General features: G+C 67.3%; 21 protein-coding genes. 3 read left to right on the top strand and 18 right to left on the bottom strand.

The window, feature by feature from the left end:
• Nucleotides 1-367 precede the first annotated feature (367 nt).
• The 8 genes from ACFYZA_RS09345 to ACFYZA_RS09310 all read right to left on the bottom strand — a co-directional run bounded on the left by ACFYZA_RS09345 (nucleotide 368) and on the right by ACFYZA_RS09310 (nucleotide 7,176).
• The gene (locus ACFYZA_RS09345) at nucleotides 368-808 is read right to left on the bottom strand and encodes a low molecular weight phosphotyrosine protein phosphatase (RefSeq protein ID WP_388488762.1); all 441 of its coding nucleotides are present in this window, start codon (nucleotides 806-808) and stop codon (nucleotides 368-370) included.
• The gene (locus tag ACFYZA_RS09340; RefSeq protein ID WP_388488760.1) at nucleotides 805-1,944 is read right to left on the bottom strand and encodes a DegT/DnrJ/EryC1/StrS family aminotransferase; all 1,140 of its coding nucleotides are present in this window, start codon (nucleotides 1,942-1,944) and stop codon (nucleotides 805-807) included. The genes ACFYZA_RS09345 and ACFYZA_RS09340 overlap by 4 nt, the downstream gene beginning before the upstream one ends.
• 2 nt (nucleotides 1,945-1,946) lie before the next feature.
• The gene (locus ACFYZA_RS09335) at nucleotides 1,947-2,960 is read right to left on the bottom strand and encodes an ATP-grasp domain-containing protein (RefSeq protein ID WP_388488758.1); all 1,014 of its coding nucleotides are present in this window, start codon (nucleotides 2,958-2,960) and stop codon (nucleotides 1,947-1,949) included.
• A 3-nt stretch (nucleotides 2,961-2,963) separates the two neighbouring features.
• Nucleotides 2,964-3,971: a dTDP-glucose 4,6-dehydratase gene (gene rfbB, locus ACFYZA_RS09330; RefSeq protein WP_388488755.1), complete on the bottom strand. Its 1,008-nt coding sequence runs from the start codon at nucleotides 3,969-3,971 to the stop codon at nucleotides 2,964-2,966.
• 189 nt (nucleotides 3,972-4,160) lie between these two features.
• On the bottom strand, nucleotides 4,161-4,775 hold the full coding sequence (locus ACFYZA_RS09325) for a Scr1 family TA system antitoxin-like transcriptional regulator (RefSeq protein ID WP_388489414.1): 615 nt from the start codon (nucleotides 4,773-4,775) through the stop codon (nucleotides 4,161-4,163).
• Between the two features lie 486 nt (nucleotides 4,776-5,261).
• Nucleotides 5,262-5,759 carry a hypothetical protein gene (locus ACFYZA_RS09320; protein ID WP_388488752.1) on the bottom strand — a complete coding sequence of 166 codons (498 nt, stop codon included), beginning with the start codon at nucleotides 5,757-5,759 and terminating at the stop codon, nucleotides 5,262-5,264.
• Nucleotides 5,760-5,875: 116 nt separating this feature from the next.
• Nucleotides 5,876-6,367: a LuxR C-terminal-related transcriptional regulator gene (locus ACFYZA_RS09315; RefSeq protein WP_388489411.1), complete on the bottom strand. Its 492-nt coding sequence runs from the start codon at nucleotides 6,365-6,367 to the stop codon at nucleotides 5,876-5,878.
• Between the two features lie 5 nt (nucleotides 6,368-6,372).
• A complete protein-coding gene (locus ACFYZA_RS09310; RefSeq protein WP_388488750.1) occupies nucleotides 6,373-7,176 on the bottom strand; it encodes a hypothetical protein in 804 nt (267 codons plus the stop codon).
• A gap of 553 nt (nucleotides 7,177-7,729) precedes the next feature.
• Between ACFYZA_RS09310 and ACFYZA_RS09305 the strand changes: the two genes are divergently transcribed.
• A complete protein-coding gene (locus ACFYZA_RS09305; RefSeq protein ID WP_388488749.1) occupies nucleotides 7,730-8,653 on the top strand; it encodes a hypothetical protein in 924 nt (307 codons plus the stop codon).
• On the opposite strand, the gene ACFYZA_RS09300 is transcribed toward ACFYZA_RS09305, so the two are convergent.
• The 7 genes from ACFYZA_RS09300 to ACFYZA_RS09270 all read right to left on the bottom strand — a co-directional run bounded on the left by ACFYZA_RS09300 (nucleotide 8,650) and on the right by ACFYZA_RS09270 (nucleotide 13,018).
• Entirely contained in the window at nucleotides 8,650-9,186 is a 537-nt protein-coding gene (locus ACFYZA_RS09300; RefSeq protein ID WP_388488748.1) for an NUDIX hydrolase, read from the bottom strand. The two genes, ACFYZA_RS09305 and ACFYZA_RS09300, sit on opposite strands and share 4 nt — an antisense overlap.
• 60 nt (nucleotides 9,187-9,246) lie before the next feature.
• Nucleotides 9,247-10,074 (bottom strand): phage minor capsid protein, encoded by an 828-nt coding sequence (locus ACFYZA_RS09295; RefSeq protein WP_388488745.1) that lies wholly within the window; start codon nucleotides 10,072-10,074, stop codon nucleotides 9,247-9,249.
• 6 nt (nucleotides 10,075-10,080) lie between these two features.
• Nucleotides 10,081-10,407 (bottom strand): hypothetical protein, encoded by a 327-nt coding sequence (locus tag ACFYZA_RS09290; protein WP_388488742.1) that lies wholly within the window; start codon nucleotides 10,405-10,407, stop codon nucleotides 10,081-10,083.
• Nucleotides 10,408-10,556: 149 nt separating this feature from the next.
• Nucleotides 10,557-10,862: a hypothetical protein gene (locus ACFYZA_RS09285; RefSeq protein ID WP_388488740.1), complete on the bottom strand. Its 306-nt coding sequence runs from the start codon at nucleotides 10,860-10,862 to the stop codon at nucleotides 10,557-10,559.
• Nucleotides 10,862-11,917 (bottom strand): major capsid protein, encoded by a 1,056-nt coding sequence (locus ACFYZA_RS09280; protein ID WP_388488738.1) that lies wholly within the window; start codon nucleotides 11,915-11,917, stop codon nucleotides 10,862-10,864. Before ACFYZA_RS09280 ends, ACFYZA_RS09285 begins: the two co-directional genes overlap by 1 nt.
• Nucleotides 11,918-11,930: 13 nt before the next feature.
• Nucleotides 11,931-12,350, bottom strand: a complete 420-nt coding sequence (locus ACFYZA_RS09275) for a head decoration protein (RefSeq protein ID WP_388488736.1) — start codon at nucleotides 12,348-12,350, stop codon at nucleotides 11,931-11,933.
• Nucleotides 12,351-12,472: 122 nt separating this feature from the next.
• Nucleotides 12,473-13,018: a hypothetical protein gene (locus ACFYZA_RS09270; protein ID WP_388488733.1), complete on the bottom strand. Its 546-nt coding sequence runs from the start codon at nucleotides 13,016-13,018 to the stop codon at nucleotides 12,473-12,475.
• Between the two features lie 477 nt (nucleotides 13,019-13,495).
• Between ACFYZA_RS09270 and ACFYZA_RS09265 the strand changes: the two genes are divergently transcribed.
• A complete protein-coding gene (locus ACFYZA_RS09265; RefSeq protein ID WP_388488731.1) occupies nucleotides 13,496-13,849 on the top strand; it encodes a hypothetical protein in 354 nt (117 codons plus the stop codon).
• Nucleotides 13,850-13,897: 48 nt separating this feature from the next.
• On the top strand, nucleotides 13,898-14,266 hold the full coding sequence (locus ACFYZA_RS09260) for a hypothetical protein (protein WP_388488729.1): 369 nt from the start codon (nucleotides 13,898-13,900) through the stop codon (nucleotides 14,264-14,266).
• A 208-nt stretch (nucleotides 14,267-14,474) separates the two neighbouring features.
• Here ACFYZA_RS09260 and ACFYZA_RS09255 read toward each other — a convergent pair whose 3' ends face one another.
• The 3 genes from ACFYZA_RS09255 to ACFYZA_RS09245 form a co-directional block, all read right to left on the bottom strand.
• Nucleotides 14,475-16,298 carry a hypothetical protein gene (locus ACFYZA_RS09255; protein ID WP_388488727.1) on the bottom strand — a complete coding sequence of 608 codons (1,824 nt, stop codon included), beginning with the start codon at nucleotides 16,296-16,298 and terminating at the stop codon, nucleotides 14,475-14,477.
• Between the two features lie 98 nt (nucleotides 16,299-16,396).
• Nucleotides 16,397-16,645 carry a hypothetical protein gene (locus tag ACFYZA_RS09250; protein WP_388488724.1) on the bottom strand — a complete coding sequence of 83 codons (249 nt, stop codon included), beginning with the start codon at nucleotides 16,643-16,645 and terminating at the stop codon, nucleotides 16,397-16,399.
• Nucleotides 16,646-17,562: 917 nt separating this feature from the next.
• Nucleotides 17,563-18,969, bottom strand: coding sequence for a terminase large subunit domain-containing protein (locus ACFYZA_RS09245; protein ID WP_388489409.1), 1,407 nt, complete (start codon nucleotides 18,967-18,969; stop codon nucleotides 17,563-17,565).
• Nucleotides 18,970-19,056: the final 87 nt, after the last annotated feature.

Here is a 19,056-nt window from a genome sequence, read left to right as displayed (position 1 = left end):
CCCCAGGGTGTCCATCTGCACACCCGTGAAGGAAATGTGCCCGTACACGGCCCGCCTAGGCCCTCCCGCTGAACCGACGGCACGCGCCAACTCCTCCCCACACGGACTCGGCCTTCACAAAAACGACAGACGATGTCTGCGCAGCACTGCGGTGCGAAGCGGACGGTCCAGGGACACAGCCTGATCCGCAGAGACCCGGCAGACGGGATGGAGGTTGGGCCCCATCCACTCGGCTACAAGTCTCGTCAGTCGGCGCGCCATCGACGCTACGACGGTCCAGGCCAGATGAGCCCACTTCAGACCCGTCAACTGCCAAAGCAGACAACGACTGCTGGGTCCTCGGTGGACGCAGGAGCGGGACCGCTTCTCACGGTAGGTAGGGCACGGCTCCGGCTTCGATGATCGCGGCGCAGTCGGCGAAGTCCTGTGCGCGTTTGCCCATGGGGTCGGGGACGTCCCGGTCGTCGTTGAGGTAGAGCCGTAGTTTGGCGGTGTTGTTCTGGCCCGCGATGTCGTGGAGTTGGTTGAGGACGGAGCGGTCCATCGCCAGGACAAGATCAGCCCAGTCAATGAGCTCTCTGCCGACTCGGGCGGGATGGTGGCTGGTGAGGTCGTAGCCGCGTTGGAGAGCTGCTTTGATCATGTTCGGGTGTGCGGTGCCGCCGACCCACTTGTCGATCAGCCCTGCCGATCGGGCCTCCAGCGCATCGCCTCCCCGGACTTGGAGGACGAGGCCTGCGAATGGGCTGCGGCAGTAGTTGCCCAGGCACACCGTCAGGATGCGGTGTGGGGCGTGGTCTGCGGTCATGGGCGGGCTCCGGTTGCGTCCAGGGCTTGCTGGAGGGTGGAGACGACGTAGCGGATGTCGTCGCTGGTCAGGTGCGGGTGGAACGGGAGCGTCATGATCTGCTGCCCGAGGCGTTCCGTATCCGGGAGGGGCCGGTGCCAGCGGGCGAAGGCGGGTTGGGTGTGGTTGGGCGGGTAGTGCACGCCGACCCCAACGCCGTTCTCCCGCATGAACGTCCAAACGCGTTCGCGGTCGGGGACTTTGACGACGACAAGGTGCGGGACGCTGTGGTCGATGTCGACATCCACCAGAGCAGCGGCCGGGACGCTCGCCAGTGCGCTCTGGTAGGTGCGCCACAGGTGCTTTCGGGTGCTCTCGGCGGTGGTGAAGTGGGCGAGCTGGGCGGTACCGATTGCCGCGTTGATCGCGGACATCTGGTAGCGGAAGGCGCCCGGGGTGGTGACCTGGTAGGTGGTGGAGGCAGCCCGTTGGGATGCTGATTCGACGACGCCGAGTAGGCGCAGGTTCCTGATGTGGTGCGCTTCCTCGCGGGTGCGGGGGATGATCATGCCGCCTTGGCCGCAGGTGAGGTTCTTGATGGGGCCGAAGCTGAAGCAGGTCAGTTGCCCGGTGGCGCCGACGCGTTGAAGACCCTGGTGGGAACCGAAGGCGTGGGCCGCGTCCTCGATGACGGTGATACCGCGCTCGGCGAGCAGCTCGTGGATGGGGCGCAGGTCGACGGCGCGCCCTGCGTACAGGACGGGTATGACGGCGGTGGTGGTGGCGGTGAGGGCGTCCAGGACGGCGGGGACGTCCATGCACAGGGTGTCGGGGTTCACTTCGGCGAATCGGGGCCGGGCGCCGCAGTGGAGGATGGCCTGGATCGTCGCGCAGAACGTGAGCGAGGGGACGATCACGTCCATGCCCGCGGTGACGCCGGCGGCCACGAGTGCGGTGTGGAGGGCGGCCGTGCCGGAAGATACGGCGACGGCGTCCGGGACGTCCAGGAGACGGGCGACGGCTTCCTCGAACTCGTCGACGACGTGGGTGTGGCCGTAGTGGCCGCTGGCCAGGACCCGCGCCACGGCGTCTTGCTCGCTCCCGTACAGATAGGGGCTGGCGTTGCGTCCGGCGCCCGGCCGCACTGAGGGTGGCATGGTCACGGTGTCACCTCGTGGCGGGGCAGCAGGGACTGGTCGCCGAAGGCGAGCGTCTCCGTGTAGTGGGTGAGGAAGATGCCGGGCTTGTAGGCGAGCCGGTCGTGGTCGACGGGCCGGTGGAACAGGCCGTTGACGGTCTGGCCGATCAGGTCGGCTCCAGCCGCTTCGGCGAGGGCGAACCCGCCCGCGACCCGGACGTTGAGCTCGGTGATCACCACGGCCTCGGGCCCACCGTCGGTGATGAAGCCCTGCACGCAGCACAGGCCAGCCGCGTCGACGGCCATCAGGGTCTGCCGCACCTGCTCCTCCACGCCGTCGTCGTGGAACGTGGTGGAGACCGCGGCGAGGCCGCCCTTGACGAGATCACGGCGGCGCAGGATCACCGAGGCGCGGCTCGCGCGGTCCACCAGGCAGTCGGCGGTGAACTCCTGGCCGTGGATCCGCCTCTGGATCAGTGGATCGGGGACCAGCTCGCACAGCACGCGGGCCTGCTCGCGCGTCGAGCAGTAGTAGACGTTCTGTGCCCCGTGGCCGCGACGCGGTTTGACCATCAGACCCGCCTCATCTGCCGCTAAGTCGTCGAGCTGGTGCGGCATGACGCTGTGCGGGGTGGGGATGCCGTGTGCGGTGAGGACCTGATGGAAGCGGGCCTTGTCCAGGCACGTCTCCAGGGAGTGGGCGCTGGGGAGCCACATGCGGACGCCGCTGCGGGCGAGTGCGCGCTGGGCCTTGAGCAGGGGCACCAGGTCGTTCTCGATACCGGCCATGATCGCGTGGGGTCGCGTGTCGCGGCACAGCTTGATCATGGTGGCGGCGTAGGCGGTGTGGTCGGCGCGCGGGGTGACACGGGCGACGGTGTCGGGGAGCAGGAGGCCGGGCGCCAGCGGCTCGGCGTCGGTGCAGATGACGTGATGGCCCAGGCGTTGAAGGGCGCGGGCCAGGCCGAAGCCGGGGTTGGCGCCGACGCCCGTGACCAGGATGCGCCGGGCCGGTGGGGTCTGCTCGTTGGGCATGGCTCAGGCCCCCGCGAGGGTGGTGACGGCGAGTTCGGCCTTCGGGGCTTCGGGATTGCGGTGGACGGGGGGCCAGCGGTCGGGGTGACGGCGGTACCAGTCGACAGTCTCGGCGAGACCGTCTTCCAGTGTCCGCTGCGGTTCGAAGCCGAGCGCACGGATCTTGGACCAGTCCATCGCGTAGCGGATGTCGTTGGAGCGACGGTCGGGCACGTATCTGACCGAGCCCCAGTCCGCACCGCACTCCGCCAGGAGGCGCCCGGTGAGCGCCTTGTTGGTCAGGTCGGTGCCGCCGCCGATGTTGTAGATCTCGCCGGACACGCCCTTGCGCAGGACCAGCTCCAGCGCGCGGCAGTTGTCCTCGACGTGGAGCCAGTTGCGGATGTGCTCGCCCTGACCGTGCAAGGTGACCTGTTCGCCTCGGAGGAGGTTCGTGACGAACAGCGGGATGATCTTCTCGGCGTGCTGGCAGGGCCCGTAGTTGTTGGACGAGCGTGTTACGCACACCGGGACGCCGAAGGTCTGGTGGTAGGACAGAGCGATGAGGTCGCTCGCCGCCTTCGAAGCGGCGTAGGGAACGGTCGGCCGGAGAGGGTCGCCCTCCGTCGCGACGCCGGAGGACAGCGGTCCGTAGACCTCGTCGGTGGAGACGTGCACGAACCGTTCGGTGCCGAACCGCTGCGCCGCGTTGAGGAGGATCTGTGTGCCGAGCACGTTCGTCATGACGAACGTGCTGGCCGCGTAGAAGGAGCGGTCGACATGCGATTCGGCAGCCAGGTGCACGATGACCGTGTTCCGCTGCACGTAGTAGTCCACCAGGTCCTTGTCGAGAATTGTGCCCTTCACGAAGGTCAGCCGCGAAGAGTGCAGCTCCTCGCTGAGGTTCTCGATGTGTCCCGCATAGGTGATGGCGTCGAGCACCGTCACCGTAGATACGTCGTCCGCGCGGATCAGCTGCTTGACGAGGTGCGAGCCGATGAAGCCGGCGCCACCGGTCACCAGTACGTCCATGTCCCATAGCCTGTCTGTGGATTGGGTGGGGAAGCCCGGCGACCAGCGCATTGACCTGCCGGGAAGAGGCCTTGCGGCCGCATGGGGCGCGGTCGGGCCGTTTACGGTTCTGCGAGCAGGGCGCCGCCGGCGCCGGGGAGTGCGCAGCGCGGCGCCCAGATGACACACGGCCCGTGCAGATCCTGCGCGTCAGCTTGCGGTCGAGAAGTCGGCCTGGAGCTGCCTCAGTCGTTCGAGGCTCTGCGGCTGAGGCAGGGCGTCAGCGATCAGCGCCTCCATGAGGTCCCGCCGCCTGGCGCGCGCCGTCAGGCCGGTGCTGTACATGGTGTAGTCGATGGCTTCTGTGGTGAAGATCGAGCCGCCTCCTGCGAGGAGGAGGTGCCCGAGCGTTTCAGACGGCATCAATGTCGGGGAATTGAGCGGCACGATGAGCACCGTGGTGGTGTGCGTTTCAACTTGCTCAATGAGGTGCCCGATCTGGTCGGCCATGGTCGCCGCGCCGCCGACGTGCCGGCGCAGGATCGCCTCGTCGAGCAGGGCCGCGACTTGTCGACCTGGGACAGGCAGTGTCCGGTCGAGGGGTGCATCTAGTTCCGTCCAGTGCTCCGGCCAGCCAGCCTGGCGGATGGCGTGCGCGTAACCACGGGTCCGCAGGAGGGCGGGGATGGTCTGCCCTGCGGACAGCAGGTAAGAGGTGGCCGTCCGCTCGCACAGCGCGAGCCTCGATCGCCACCCCGGCAGGCAATCCACCAGCCGGTCGCGGGCAGTGGACAGCAGGTAGGCCAGGCCCTCCAAGTGCCGCATGTCCACCGCCCGACAAGCGTCCGGCCTCATGACAACTCCCGGTCAGCGTGGGTGAGAGCGTCAGCAAGCAGGCCCACGTCCCTGCTTGCTGAGCCTCGAAAACTGGATCTCTGGCGTTCTGAATGCGATGCGCTCATAGCGCGGACTGAAAAGCGGACGCCGACGGCACAGAGACGGCCGCCGTGGTGACACGGCCGACGCAGACAGGGGTCCGTCCGGCGTGCTGGGCGGCCGCGCGCTCGGCGAGCGGTACCCGACGCCTCGACGCGGGCGGAGTGAAGGAGCGGACGGCAGCGGACACAAGGGCGTCGTTCATCGGTGGTTCCTATCTCCCTGATGCAGGACGAACGGACTCGGCGCAGCGCGGCCGCCAACAGGGTGGGCCGACTGCCGTGCTGCGCCGAGGGTGATCCGTCCTCCATCCGGGCCTCGTCACGGGCACCGGCCCCAGCTCACCGGACGGAAGACGGACGTCTCTTGGGTGGTTCAGTAGTGCGTGTGCTCGTTGCCGTGTTCCTGGGCAAGGTGCGGAGCAAGGACGAAGTCGATGAATCCGCCGCGCTCCCCGAACCAGTCGAGCGTCGTCTCAAAGATGCAGTCGTCCGAGGTGATGTCGGACTGGCCGATGACGACGACTCCGTGCGCCTCGCCGCCGGACACGCGGGCGCAGAGCTGTGACCAGCCAGGGCGCTGGGTGGGATCGGGAGAGGAGTACGGGTCGCTGAATTCTCGTCCCACCCTCCAGCCACGGGTCTGAGCATGGGATCGGGCCCGGGTAAAGGAGTTGGTGGGCTCGATGCCCAGGGCGTAGAGGTCGGCGGTGACCTGCCTCCCGGCGCGTCGCGTGAGCGCCTCGTCCATGGTCATCCGGCGGAGCGGGACGAGTCGGCGCAGCGGACTCGGACGGAAGACACGCTGCTGCGCGGACCTCCATCGCCCGTCCCAGATGCTCTCGTCATCCCTCCAGTGGATGTTGTCGTACATGAGCAGCCGCCTACTGAGCGGAGCCTGCGGGCTCGTCCGGAGCCTGGGATCGCTCAGTGTCGGTATCGGTCTGGGGCTCCTCCGTTTTGGAGGCAGTCCAGTCCGGGGAGGGCGGCTCAATAGCGAACATTGCTTTCTCCTGGGGTAGTTGAGGTGTGCTCGGTGGGGAGGGAGCGTGTGCCGAGCAGTCCGGCCTGGCGGGCCCGGGTCATGAGGTGCGGACGGTTGCGCGCGTCGAGACGTTGTCGCAGCGCACGGGTCCGCTCACGAACCCAGCCCTCTCGTTTGCCCAGCTCAGACGCAATTTTTTCGTAGCAGCAGCCGAGGGACATGAGCTGGAGTACCTGTTGCTCAATCCCAGAGACGGCCACCGGCCGGCCGAGCCGGTCCGGCTCGGCAATCAGCCCGGTCTCGTACGCGCGGTGGACCAACTCCGCCGCAGCGCCGACGCCGAGCTTCTTCCGGGCCGCCCGAAGATGCGTCTTGACGGTGTACTCGGTGAGGAAGCAGCGCCTGCCGATCGAGACGGCCGATTCACCGTGCGCGATGTAGGTCACCACCTCCCGCTGACGGTCTGAAAACGTAACCTGTGCCGCCTGCGAACCCACGGCCTTCACGCCGCACCTACCGCGCGGGTCAAGTCATCGACGCAGGCCAGTCGGACGCCGCGGCGCAGACACGACTGCCGGAGCTCCCAATGGGCCTCTCTGCGCGCCCCGGGCGGGACGCGGAGGCCTGGCGTCGGGATCAGTTCATCGAGCGTGACCAGGACGAGAATCTGGATGCTGCGCGCGGACACCAGACGCTCGATCCGGCGCCAGCCCGGCCGATCCTCCAGCGACCAAGCCCTCAGGCCCTTGTCGTGGTGGTAGTGGTCGAGGCGGCCGCCGAGCAGCGCGGCAGCGCCTTGGAGCTGGCTCTGTACCGTGCGCGGATCGCCGCGCTCAGGCAGGCAGGTATAGGCCGCTGCGGCGGCGGTACCTGTCACCGGCACGGGCGGGCAGTGTTCGCGGAGCTCGCGCACCACTGCCTCCAGGCCGCCGATGAAGAGGTGGGTCGGACACTCGGCCTTACGCGGCTGCATGATCAACCAAGAGTGTGCCGTCTCCACCGCCCGACACGCGCTGTGCGACTCCGGTGCCGGCCCGATGAGACCGAGCAGCCGACGGATCTCCGTGCGCAGATCCTCGACCTGCTCCGGCGGCAGTCGATGGGAACGCAGCCCCTGGACAAGCCGCACGATCGTGTCCGTCTCGCTGGAGAAACCTCCGGGTAAGGGCGTGTCCTGTCCGTACCGGCTCACCGTGTCCCCTCCTGCATCACTGCGAAGAAGGCCCACGTCCACTCGCCCGGCGCGCCACGTCGGCCGCACACCGTTTTCGGCTCCGCTCGCTTCGATGACCCTTTGCTGATTCATCGGCTGCCCCTCGCCACTCAGGACCTGCCGCGAGTCCATCGGCAGGCACCGCTCAGTGGTACTGGGCGGCAAATCGAGATTGCCGCAGATGAGTTGGCCCGACAAAGGACACGTGGGTTACCCAACTTGGGTAACATCCAACGGAGTTGTCGGCCTGCTCGCGGCGTCCGCTCGCCAGGGAGGACCATTGGGCAAGCGCCCTGAACCTCAGGAATTACCTGCTGCGCTCTTGCAAGATCCCGTGATGTTGCAGGCCTGCCAGCAACGAGACTTCGCCACGATCTTCAGCATCGTCCGGCGAGCAGGCATCTACCCGTCACGGATCGCAGCCTTGTGCGGAATGACTCCCAGCAGGGTGGGCGAGATCGTCTCGGGGCAACGACGCCTCGCTCACATTGATGTCATCGAGAGAGTGTCGGACGGGCTCAGAATCCCCGGTGCGCTCCTAGGACTCGCGCAGCGCCCTTGGGAGGTACCCCCACACACCGGAGTGCCGGATCCCGAACCCGTCCGCCAAACCACCCCAACGCCTCCCAGGCGCGATCTAGACAGCGTGCTCCAGCAGGTCGAGGAGACGCGGCCTTCCCGCTCCACCGTTGCGGCCCTCAAGTCGACCGTTCAGGACTTCTGGCGGCGCGATGACGAAAGCGGAGGATCATCACTACGTCCGGCTATCGTTGGCCAGTTGCGTTACGCACAGGGGTTGATCCGGAACGCTCCACCCGGGGTGGTCGGTGACCTACGAACCCTGTCAGCAGAGCTTGCCCGTCTGGCCGGCTGGGCACATTTCGACGCCCGCCAATACAGCCTGGCCCAGATGTACTTCACCCAGGCTCTCGACCTGGCTGGCGACAACGGTGATCGCCAGTTCCTTGCGAACGTTTTGTCGTCCATGAGCCTTCAGGCCACATACGAAGACGACCCGCTGGAGGCTGTACGACTCGCCAGCGCAGCACAGGACGCTGTGAGGGACACAACACAGAGCTCGCGCATCATGTCGATGCTGCACATAAGAGAGGCATTCGCGCACGCCACTCTTCACGACTCGACCTCCTGCCATCGCGCAATCAGCAAAGCGCACACTCACTTCGACAGGTCGCAAGATGATGAGTCGCTGCCTGAATGGATTAGATATTTCGACGAGACAAAGCTGACCGTCGACACTGGCATCGCCCTCGCCCAACTAGGGAACTACCAGCGGGCTGTCCCCTTGATCGCGGAAGGGCTACGCCGGGAGAATCACGAACAGCGGCGTGGAAGAGCTTTCCACGCCGTCTGGTTGGCCACTGCCCAGCTCCGCACCGGTGCCCTGGCCGAAGCCTGCACCAGTGCGGGGCTCGCCCTGGACCTCACGAGCACTGTCGACTCGCCGCGAGTGACGCGCCACTTGGCGGACTTTCACCGACAGCTCGCTCCACACGCCCGCCAAGCGGCCGTTGTCGGCTTCGAGGCCAAGTTCAGGTCAGCCATAAGTTAGTGGCGCGTCGCATCGTCCATCAGCAGGTACAGCACACCGATGAGAGAACCGCTGCTCACGATCTCGCGACGGTCGATCATTCCCCGGATCTCCGAAAGGGGAATCCACTCAATTCGGTCGGCCTCGTTCACTTCGGTCGGCGGTCCCGCATACTCGGAAGCTTCTGCCCGGAAGACGAAGTGCTCCGAATCTGTGATGCCGTTGGCAGGCTGCCCGTAGACGAGAGGCTTGACGCTCTTGACCCGCCATCCCGTCTCCTCCTCGACCTCTCGCACCGCAGCTTGCTCTGGAGACTCATCCGCTTCGATCAACCCCATGGGCAGCTCCCAGGCCCAAGAGTCGGTGATGAACCGGTGCCGCCACATCATCAGCACCCGGTTCTGCTCGTCCATGACCGCAGCGACCGCCAGGTGGCGCATACGCACGACGTGGTGCTCCCAGCGTCGCCCATCTGGTTGCTGCACATCGACCAGCCACAGGTTCACCCACGGGTTCTCGTAGATCGGCCGTTCACCGTGGACGTGCCACTGCATCTACCCATCCCCTCTCGGTTACTGCCCCCAGCATCTCAGTTCCGTTCCGCTGCAAGGAACTTAGAGCGCCGATCCGCTAGGTATGAGGTCTGGCCGGGGACCAAACGCTCGCCTGCATCGTGGATGGCTGATCGGCCACTCGGCCGCTTCCTCGACAGTCCGTAGCGTGCGCGCTGCCTTGTCCGGGTCCTGATGCGAGGTCCATCCGCAGTCGAACCCGTCGAAGACCTCAACAATGCCGACGCCGGCCTCACGGGCCTGGTTCAAGGTTCCGGCGTTGTAGGCGACCGCACTCTTCGTGAGGGTCGCCGCCTCAGCCCACGCCCTCACCGGTATGCGGGCACCGTTGCGATAGACGACGTAGGCGAGTTGATGCTCAGCCGTCAGGCGGTCGGCAAGGTTCTTGGCGGCCTGCTTCGCCGTCATGTTCCCGGTGGTGAGCAGCGGCACTTCTCGGCGGGCTGTATCACGGGCCGCGCGGTAGAACTTGCTGGCCATCCGTTCGGCTTCTTCGGAGCGGCGCAGGAAGTCGGCGTAGCTGTCGGCGGCCAGGGCTTGGAGCGCATCGCGGTGGATCATGGACCAGGTGAACGAGGTGCCGAGGGTGTCGGCTGCGGCCTGGGCGCCGTTCGCGTAGAGGTGGGGAAGCTGGATCTGGACGAATGACTGCGCTTCCTCATCGACGCGCCTGCGGAACTCGCGGATGGCTTGCTTGAACTCTTCCAACGCGGCCAGCACGTGCGGCCGTCGTGCGTTCCCCGCGAGAGCGATGATCGCCGCCCGCTGTCCGTCGGCAAGCCGTTTCCACGCCTCGTCGAGAACGGCCGCGACTCTGCGGGCGATCTCGTCGGGGTCACCCGGAACCAAGGGCGGCCACGCGTACGGCATGGCCGCTCACCGGGTCCGGTGGGCGTGGATGATCGGCGCCGTCACCAGGTCAACGCCTGGCTCCCCCGAGACCGGATCGTCCGGGGCAACGAGTTCTTCGATCGTTGCAAGCTGGCGTTCCAGGCCGGCGAGATTGTTGCTCTGGTCGAGAGTGACCACCCCGTCGACGGTCAGGCGCAGCGGTTCGGCCAGAAGCTTGGAACGCCGCTCGGCCAAGACCTCGCCGACCACGGCCCGTGCGGTGCCGAGCCGCGCGTAGCGCCGCGTGAGGTCGGCTTGATCGGTGGTGACGCCGAGCTGGGCCAACAGCCAGGGCATGACGAGAGGATCCATCAGCTACCTCCTCCGTCCGAGGAAAGCCCGCCCGCTTCCCTCGCGGGACAGCGGACGGGTCTCTCGGCTCTCAGTGGTGAATAGTCCAGCGGCAGACGGCGCGGGCTCCCGATTCGCCGCTGCGGTCAGCGGCCCGGTCGGTGGAGCGCCTACGCATCGCTGTCGCCCACCACCGCCGTCTTGCGCCTGCGCCGAGAAGCAGGCGCAGGCGCCTCCGATTCGGGCTCGGGCTCGGGCTCGGAGACAGGCTCCGGTGTCCCGGTGAACCCGAAGGGAGTCTCCACCGCCTCCTGCACAGGCTCTCCCTGACTGGCGGCAAGACTGCCGTCCTCCCAGGCATCAGGGTTGGTGATCTGCGCAGCTACTTCCGGCGCCGGTTCGTCACCGGGCTCCAGCAGGATCCACTCCCGGGTGGCGGGGTGCTGGACATGGACCGCGGTCGAAAGGCGTGCCATCAGATCACCTTCGCCACGATGTGCGCGTCGGGCGTGTGCAGCACGGGCATACCGACGGCGGCTCCCTTGGTCCAGATCTGGACCGGGTCGTCCTGGGCACCGCGGGTGATGATGATGCCCGGCCGGTCCTCCCTGGTGATCTCCGGGTTGGTGCCACGCGACAGGGCCAGTCCTTCGGCGGTCACGCCGAAGATGGTCTGCCCCCACTTCGTGCGGTCCGGGGGAAGCATGATCCACCGGTCTTCCGGAAGCACCTTGGTCTGCACACCGTCGACGCGGACCTGCCCCTTGTAGAAGGTGATCGGGGGCAGCTCGTAGTTGTCGCGGACCACGTTGATCTGCTGCGGGGTCAGCGTGGACGTCGGCGTGTTCGAGGGGTTCACCGAGCCGTAGTAGGCCGCCCGGTAGGCGGCGTTGGCGGCAAGGAAGCTGAACGCCTTCCGGCTGGTGACCACCAGCTCGGGGTAGGGCGCGCCACGGTCATCCAGGTACTGGATCCACGCCAGCTCGTCGCGGATCGGGTCGGAGGTGGGGTCCGACCACAGCTTCGGCACGGTGGGCAGGTTGCCCGCAGGGACGCCCCAGTCGACCTCGATGGTGAGCCCGTTCTCGGCAACGAGCGAGAACTTGCCGTCCACCAGGACATCGCCCCAGGCGAGTTCGACGCGGGAGCGAAGGGCCTCGACGTGGCGCTCGGCGTCGTCGTACAGCAGCTCGATCAGCCGGTCCTCGTCGGCCCCGCGGGAGGTTTCCAGGAGGATCTGTTCCTGCTCGCCGACGAGAAGCTTCTGGCCCAGCGGTGGCAGCATGCCCTCGCGGGTGGTCTGCCACGCCTCACGGGAAGCGAACGGCACGGAGGCGTCGAATGCGCGGTACTTCGCCGCATTCACGTAGCGCCCGTTGTCCTTGACCCGCCACTTCACCTCGTCCTGGACCAGCGTCGGGATGATCCCGCCCTCCTTGGTCAGCAGGTGGTCGGCACGGGACGGGATGGCGCGCGCGAACGTCGTCAGGTCACGAGCCGCGACGTTCTTGATCAGGTCCTGAATGGTCATCGTCGGCTGCCTCTCACACGTACCGGATCTGCGGGCCGGTCACCGACGGGGTGACCTTGGTGGGGTCGATGCCGCCGGGGACCTTCGCGGCGATGACGACGCCGTGCCACAGCAGAGCGGCTGGCACCTTCGTGGCGGCCGGCGCGAACAGGGTCTCGGCGAAGACGTGCCCGGCGAGGGTCTGGCGGCCGTCGGTCGCTGCCGGGTCGAACGCCCCGTACAGGCCGGAGGCGGTGATCTTGCCGACGGGAACGCCGGACAGGACGCGGCTGTAGGGCTGGGTCGTGTCGGTCGACGCGGCGTAGTGCGTCCCGGCGGTGAGCTTGGAGACGTCGAGGGTGATGGTCTCCGTGGAGTTGGTGCCATGCAGGCTGGCGAGCCAGGCTCGGTCAGCGGTGTACGTCATCGACGTGACGATGGGCTGGAGTGTCACAGCCGTCCTCCGTGGACGTGAAGCGAGTCGGATCGCACGCTCACCAGGCGGTGGCGTCGTCCACGGAGGAGATGGGGCGTGGTCCCCGATCCGGCCTGCCCGCCGGTGGGTTGAGCAGTGAATCAGTCGATGACGAAGCCCCGGCGCCGCGCCATCTCCAGACCGGCCGCACCGGGCTTCGGCGGAATCCCGACGCGTGACGGAGGGCCGCCGGCGGGAGACCCTCCCGGCGCAGGCGGCACCGTGCCGAGGGACTGGCCGAACAGCTCGGGCCTGCGCTCCTTCAGCTGCTCGGCCGCCGACATCACCGTGCCCTCGTCGGCATCCGCCTGATCCGTCAAGGCCCGGTTGATGAGCAGCTCCGCGTCGGCCAGGTCCTCGCCGGATGCGCCGAGTTCAGCGAGCACAGAGCGCCGGATCGCAGCTCGTTCACGCACCACGGCCTGCGCCTCAAGAGCCTGGGCCGCCCGCAGCTTCTCCTCGGCGGCCTGTTCGCGCCGCTCGACCTCCGAGAGCGCGGCCTGCTCGGCTTCCCGCTTGGCATTGACGAAGTCAGCGAGCGCCTCAGAGTTCTCGAAGCCGAGATCACCGAGCAGCTTCTTCACTGCGGTCCGGCCGCCCTGGGTCTTCTCGCGGGCCAGCAGCCGCGACAGGTCCTCCTGCGTCACGCCGGTCTGTGGAGCCCCGTCGTCCACGGGATTGTTTGAGCCGTCATCAGGCGAGGCCCCGAGCATCGGAAAGATCGGCCGCCCGTCCCGTCGGTAGCCAACCGGTACCAGCGGGTGAGGAAGCGAAGGGCGCGTCATATGTAAACCATCCACAGGTCTCCAGCGCCCCCGCACCGATGATCAGCCTAACCGTTCCGTTGGAGCGAGGAATTCGGTGACGGAGTGCGCATCGGCCTCGCGCCGGTGCGCCAGGCTCATAACGGCCACCTCCGATTGTCAGTAACCGTCGCACGGGTCATCACGCGGAAACGCGGAGCGGGGCTTTCGGGGGCATGGGGGCTCACCTCCAGCCCATTAGGTTCGTTTCGCGCCATGCTGTCGAGTACCAGCCATTTAGCCACGTGTTTCCGTTTGATAACGCTGTGCACTGCGAGGCTGTGACCGGGTCGGCGTCGCGCTGATCCGGAAGGGACATACATGCCCGAGAACGCACCCAACTCAAAAGGCCCGGCACCGGCGCAGTACCAGCCCGCAGCAACCCAAGCCGACCCCGTGCGCGTGCCCCTGTCGGACGTCAAAGCCGAAGACATCACCCCGCTGGCCATCGAATACCGCGATGGGAAGCCAGTGATCGTGGTTACCAACGGAACCGTCCTCCCCGCAGGTCTTGCCGCCGTGGGCCAGGATGGGAAGACGCTCGCCGTCTACACCGCAGGCCAGGCAACTTCCAAGGCGAGGGAAGAGCTCAATTTTGGGTGGCAGGTCAACGTTTGGGGAGTGGGCGACAACTCGTGGACCTACGACCCGATGAGGCCCCCTCGCGACAGGTAGCCAAGAAAGGGCCGCCATCTCACTAAGGCCACTCGGGTTCGTGTCGCGGTGACCGAACCCGAGCCCCATCGTTTCCACGGCATGCTCCCGCGCCGCACCGTCACCGCGCTCGCCGTAGCCGCAGCAACCATCGGGACCGGGCTCGCAGCAGCGGCCCCCGCGGCAGCGGGAGGAATCATCGTCGTCGCGTCCCCGTCGCACGACAATTCATGCTTCAACACCGACGCTGCGCAGAGCCGCGATGCCACAAGGAACGGCAGTGCAGCCGCAGCAGGGTTGCTAGCCGCACTCCCCATCGAAACCCCGCTCAATCACTGCGACGGGGCAGACCTGCCCGGTAGTCGCGGCCCCATCAACGTGGAAGACGTGAACCAGAACAATGCGGCTGGTGAGGGCAGCGCGGACGCACAGTATTAGAGCTCTCCTGCCGCCCCGAACTCCGTGCGCGTCCTCGGCCCATGGCGGCCGCGACACAGCGCCTGAACGTTGCTGTCTATGTCCTTTCCACCGAGGGACAGCGGGCGCACACGTCCACCGCGGGGAAGTCCCCTAGGCACTAGTCGCACCATGCGTTGCCCGGCTCCTGCACTCGCCGAGACAGCCGTGCCGCAGCATCACCACCGGTTCACCCGGCGCTGTCCCCGTGCCTGCCGAGAGCCGACGGAGCCCTCTGGGCCTGAACGCTTTGCGAGGAGGGCACCAAGGGTGCAGGCGGGATCTCCGGGCCAGCAGCTGGGAGACCGAGGAATTTGCGGACCGCGGCATTGTCCCCGGTGGCGTCCGCAAGGCGTGCGGCTGCTTCGAAGGCGCGTTGCTGGATGCGCTCGATCTCCTGCTGGGCGTCCTCAATGGGGTACCCGACGTCGATCAGCATGCGGATACCGGTCTCCACGGACAGGACTCCGGCACCGACGCCCTTGACCACTTCGTCGAGCACTGCGGCCCTGTCGGTCGGGGTGTGCGGGCCCCACATCAGCCGTGCGGGTAGCGACTCCCCCGCGGGCCAGCCTTCGGCCTGTCCGGCCTGATGGAGGCGTTGCACCATGCGGAGCAGGACCGCGTATTTGTGGGTGCGGGCCAGCCGCATGGCGGCGACAAGTGAGTCCAGTGGGCCGAGGGCGAGTTGGAGGGCGTAGCCGGAGGGCAGGGCTGTTGGGTCGAGGGTGCCGAGGCCGGCGGCGGTGAGACGGGAGTTCGCGGCGATGCGGTCGAGGAGGTGGTCGACGCGGGCGCGGAGTTCGGCGAGCTGGGCGGAGGTGTCGAGGGCGTCCATGCGGCCGTTGTCGTTGAGCTGCCATACCGTCCCGGCCCGGACTTTGACGGGGAGGGGTTGGCCGGTGGCGCGGTCGATGGGGAGGCGTGCTCCGGCGAGGCCGATGATCGGGGATCCGGTGGTGGCGCTGGCGCCGGAGCTGTCGGTGTCGGTGGCCGAGAGTTCGTCGAGGGCCTGGAGGACGGTGGCGATGGTGGGCTTGCCCCAGTGGTCGCCGCTCGTCGGGATGCTGTTGGTGATGTGGACGACGGGAAGGAAGTCGGCCATCAAGTCGAGCCGGTCAAGGACTTCGCCGTCGGCACGAACTCGGTAGGTGGCTTTGTGGAGCGGCAGGTCGTAGAGGATGTCGCTGCGGTTGAGGTCGTCCAGCTCCCATTCGGCGTCGGTGAGGTAGCACGTCCAGGGTGTCGGTTTGCCGGGCGCCCACGGGTAGGTGCGGGTGATGGCCCCGGTGTCGGGATGAAGAGTGTCGCCCGGGATGAGGATCGGTTCGCCGGTGTCGGTGTAGAGGTATTCGCGGGCTGCGGCTCCGTCCTTGGCCTCGCCGCGGCGGCTCGCGGGGCCGATGGGCGCGAGTTCGTAGGTGATGCGCCGTAGCCGTGCCTTCAGTCCGCGCCGTTCGTCCTCGGGGATGTCCCAGGCGAGGTGTACGCGCAGCGGGAAGTCGGCACCGTTGTGTTCGCCGTCTTCCGACCACTCCGGGAAGAACAGGCCTGGGTCCCAAGTCCGCAGCAGGACACGGCCTTTCGTCGGATCCCAGGCGAGGGTGTAGACGGCGTCGCCCAGCAGGATCGCGGTGCGCTCGGCCTGCTGCACGCGTAGTGGGAGGAGTTCCTTCTCCGCCCAGGACCGCAGCCTGTCCTGTACTGCCAGCGCCATGGTGGCTTCGGCGGTGGGTTCGTCGTCGGCATGCTCCGCACCCGCCACCGTGATGGTCTGGTCCGCGCCCAGGAGGTAGCCAAGGGCGGTGTCGACGAGCTTGGAAGGGTCACCGAGTTCCCGGCGTTCGGTGCCGTCCTTGTCGTCACCGGTCACCTCGGCGACCTGCCCGGCCTGGTTGGAGTCGTAGGCGGCCAGCAGCCGGTACGCGGCGAGTCGACGGAGATCCTCGTCCGGCACCCACGACGACGTCAGCTCTGCCCAGGCGTTACGGCCAGGCCGGCGCGGGTCGGCCATGGCTGGCTTGTAGTCCAGCCAGCTCCATACGTCAGTGATCAGTGCGCGCAGGCCCACAATGCCCCTCCAGGCAGTCGGCCCCGCGCCGCAAGATCAGGTTACGGCGTTGCGCTCACACCGGTCGCTTCGGCCACCGCCTGCTCGTAACCGGGAGTGCCCGGCGTCGGGAACTCGGAGCACGCCGCGACGAAGCTCGCCTGATCCCCCAGCGTCTTCTCCTGCTGCCCGAGCTCGCTCCACCGCGTGGCGCACTCGTCCTTGCTCGGCGCCGAGTGGGTGGGCGCAGCGCCTTGCCGCAGCTTCTGGCGCTGAAGCGACAGCCCCTCCTTCCGGCCGAGCTGATACACCTCCCGAACCCGAGACAGATTCGCGGCCTTCTGCCCCTCGACCCCCAGAGTGCTCCTCGTCTCAGAGCAACCGCTTATGGCCCCCAACGCAAGCAACCCGATGGCGACAAAAGCGAGCCAACTTCCCCTAGTTGTCACAGCGTTGACGCTATCAGCAGCGCGGCAACAGCCTCCCGCCAGGAGAGTCCCCGCAGCACTCATCCACAGATCAGGGAAAGCGGCATCACAGCAGGCAGCCAATGGCTAGGGTCGTGGGCGGACGGCTACAACTGCCCCGCCTTGCCCGCTCGTTCACATGTTCGTGTACGAGCTCCTACAGCTCTTGACTGTGGAGGGAGGGCGAGATGGGGAAGCATGGATCTTCGAGGAATCGGCGGCGCCTTACTGGCCGCCAAGCATGGCTTCTCATCCAGATCATGATCTGGATGTGCAGTCACCTCGGCGACCAGTAGGCCGCACCTGTGGGCATCGGCCGTCAGCGACGGCAACGCATTCGGCGGCCGGTGCTCACTCAACAAAAGGGCTGGAGGGGTGCCCCTCCAACCCTGACGATAGCGGTACGACGCAGGACTGGCGACTGGTTCCCAACATGTGTCCAACAGTTCAACTGTTGATCGGCACAGGGCGTCGCGCGCCCCCCTCCCACTGTGCTGGCCCGCCGAGCCGGCTGAGCACACCTCAAGTTGAAGGGTGCTAGGCCAGCATCACCTACTAGTGACTAGTAGGTCCTGGGAACGTTCCCAGGATGGCGGCTTGACTGTCGGGGAGACGGCGAGCTCTCGGACCTGACGCGGGGGGCCGTTTACTCTTCGGGCAGTTTCTCAGGAGCACCCCCAGGCCGGTCACCGGTACAGCACCTACCGATATCGGTAGGTGCCCAGGGCGTTCGAGCGCGAGTGGTCTAGTCCAAATTCGTTTCAACGGCGTCCGTCGAAGCGGCCGTCATCAACTTCGCCAGGCAGGGTATCGAGTTGATCGGGGTCAGCAAGCTCTGTCAGTCCATGTACTGCGGCGTCCATGCGGTCGGGGCTGTCCGTACCTTCGACCCACGTGGCCATCTGGTCTTCCAGGTCGGTGTAGTCGCCCACGTGATGGACGAGCTGTTGTTCGTAGAGCTGGGCGACGGGGGCGGCACGCAGCCGCTTACCAACCTTCGCGGTGACTTCCAGGATCATGGGCATGAGGAGCCCCTGTGTCACCCCTTCTCTGCGTAGTTGCTCCCAGGCCTGGGTGACGATCTGGCGGGCCATGTCGCCGCCGTAGTTCTTCTCGACGACGATCGCGTCTGCCTTCAGCTCCAGGGCGAGGCGGCATGCAGCCAGGCCCCAGTCGTTGGCTCCCATGGAGCCCGAGCGGTCAGCCAGGACGTACAGGTGGCGGTCGAAGTCGCGGCCCAGGCCGACGATCCCGGTCTCGTCACCGACCGTGGACTCTCCGCCCGCGGGGTCGACGGCTACGACGATGCGCGCCATGTCGACGCCCGAGAACTGAACGGCGTTGATTCTGGCTGTGTCGATCCATTCGCGCTTCCACACGCCGCCCTCGGGGGGCCGAGGCTTCTGCATGTAGAGGGCGCCCCAGACTCGTTCCCCGACACGCTTGCGGGTTCGGGCGTGGTGGGCGGCGTCGAATCGCTGTGGCCACAGAGCCTCACCGGGTGCTCGTCCCAGGGGATCGTCTGGGCTGTCTGCGAGGGCGGGAAGGTCGATGACGCGCCATTCATCGCGCTCGGTGGCGAGGATCCGGCCAGCGAGGTCATCCTCGTGCCAGCGGGTTTGGATCAGACAGATGGCGCCGGCGGGTTCGAGGCGGGTCTGGATGACGGAGGTCCACCAGTCCCAGGCGCGTTTGCGCATGGTCGGCGAGTCGGCGTCCGCCATGTCCTTGACTGGGTCGTCGACGATGGCGATGTGCGCGCCTCGTCCGGTGAGGCCGCCGACGAGGCCGGCGGCGAGCAGACCGCCTTCACCGCCGACGATGTCGAATCGATTGGCGGCCTGGCTGCCCGGCTTGAGATGCATGCCGAGGTCGTCGCCCCAGGTGTGGATGGCGTCCCTGATCCATCGACCGTGGTCGTCGGCCAGGTCGGCAGAGTAGGAGGCGATCATCATGCGGTGGCCGGGATTGCGCCGGAGGTACCAGAGCGGTGCCCACCGTGAGGCTCTGCGGCTTTTGCCGTGCCGCGGGGGCATGGTGAGCATGACGCGGTCGCACCGGCCTTCGGCCATGTCGATGAACGCTTGGTCGATCAGGTCGAGGTGCGGCGCCTGCATCTCCCGCCCGCCGGTGAGGACGGCGGCGAGGGCTCCCGGCGAGCGGTCCATGGCCAACTGCCGTTCCGCTCGTGCCAGCTCGGCTCGCAACGTTGGGGAAGCGGAGCGAGCGATGGCGCGGCGTTGGGCCGGCGGGAG

The organism is Streptomyces sp. NPDC001828, from assembly GCF_042892175.1.
Lineage (GTDB): Bacteria > Actinomycetota > Actinomycetes > Streptomycetales > Streptomycetaceae > Streptomyces.
This window is presented reverse-complemented; position numbering and strand designations above follow the sequence as displayed.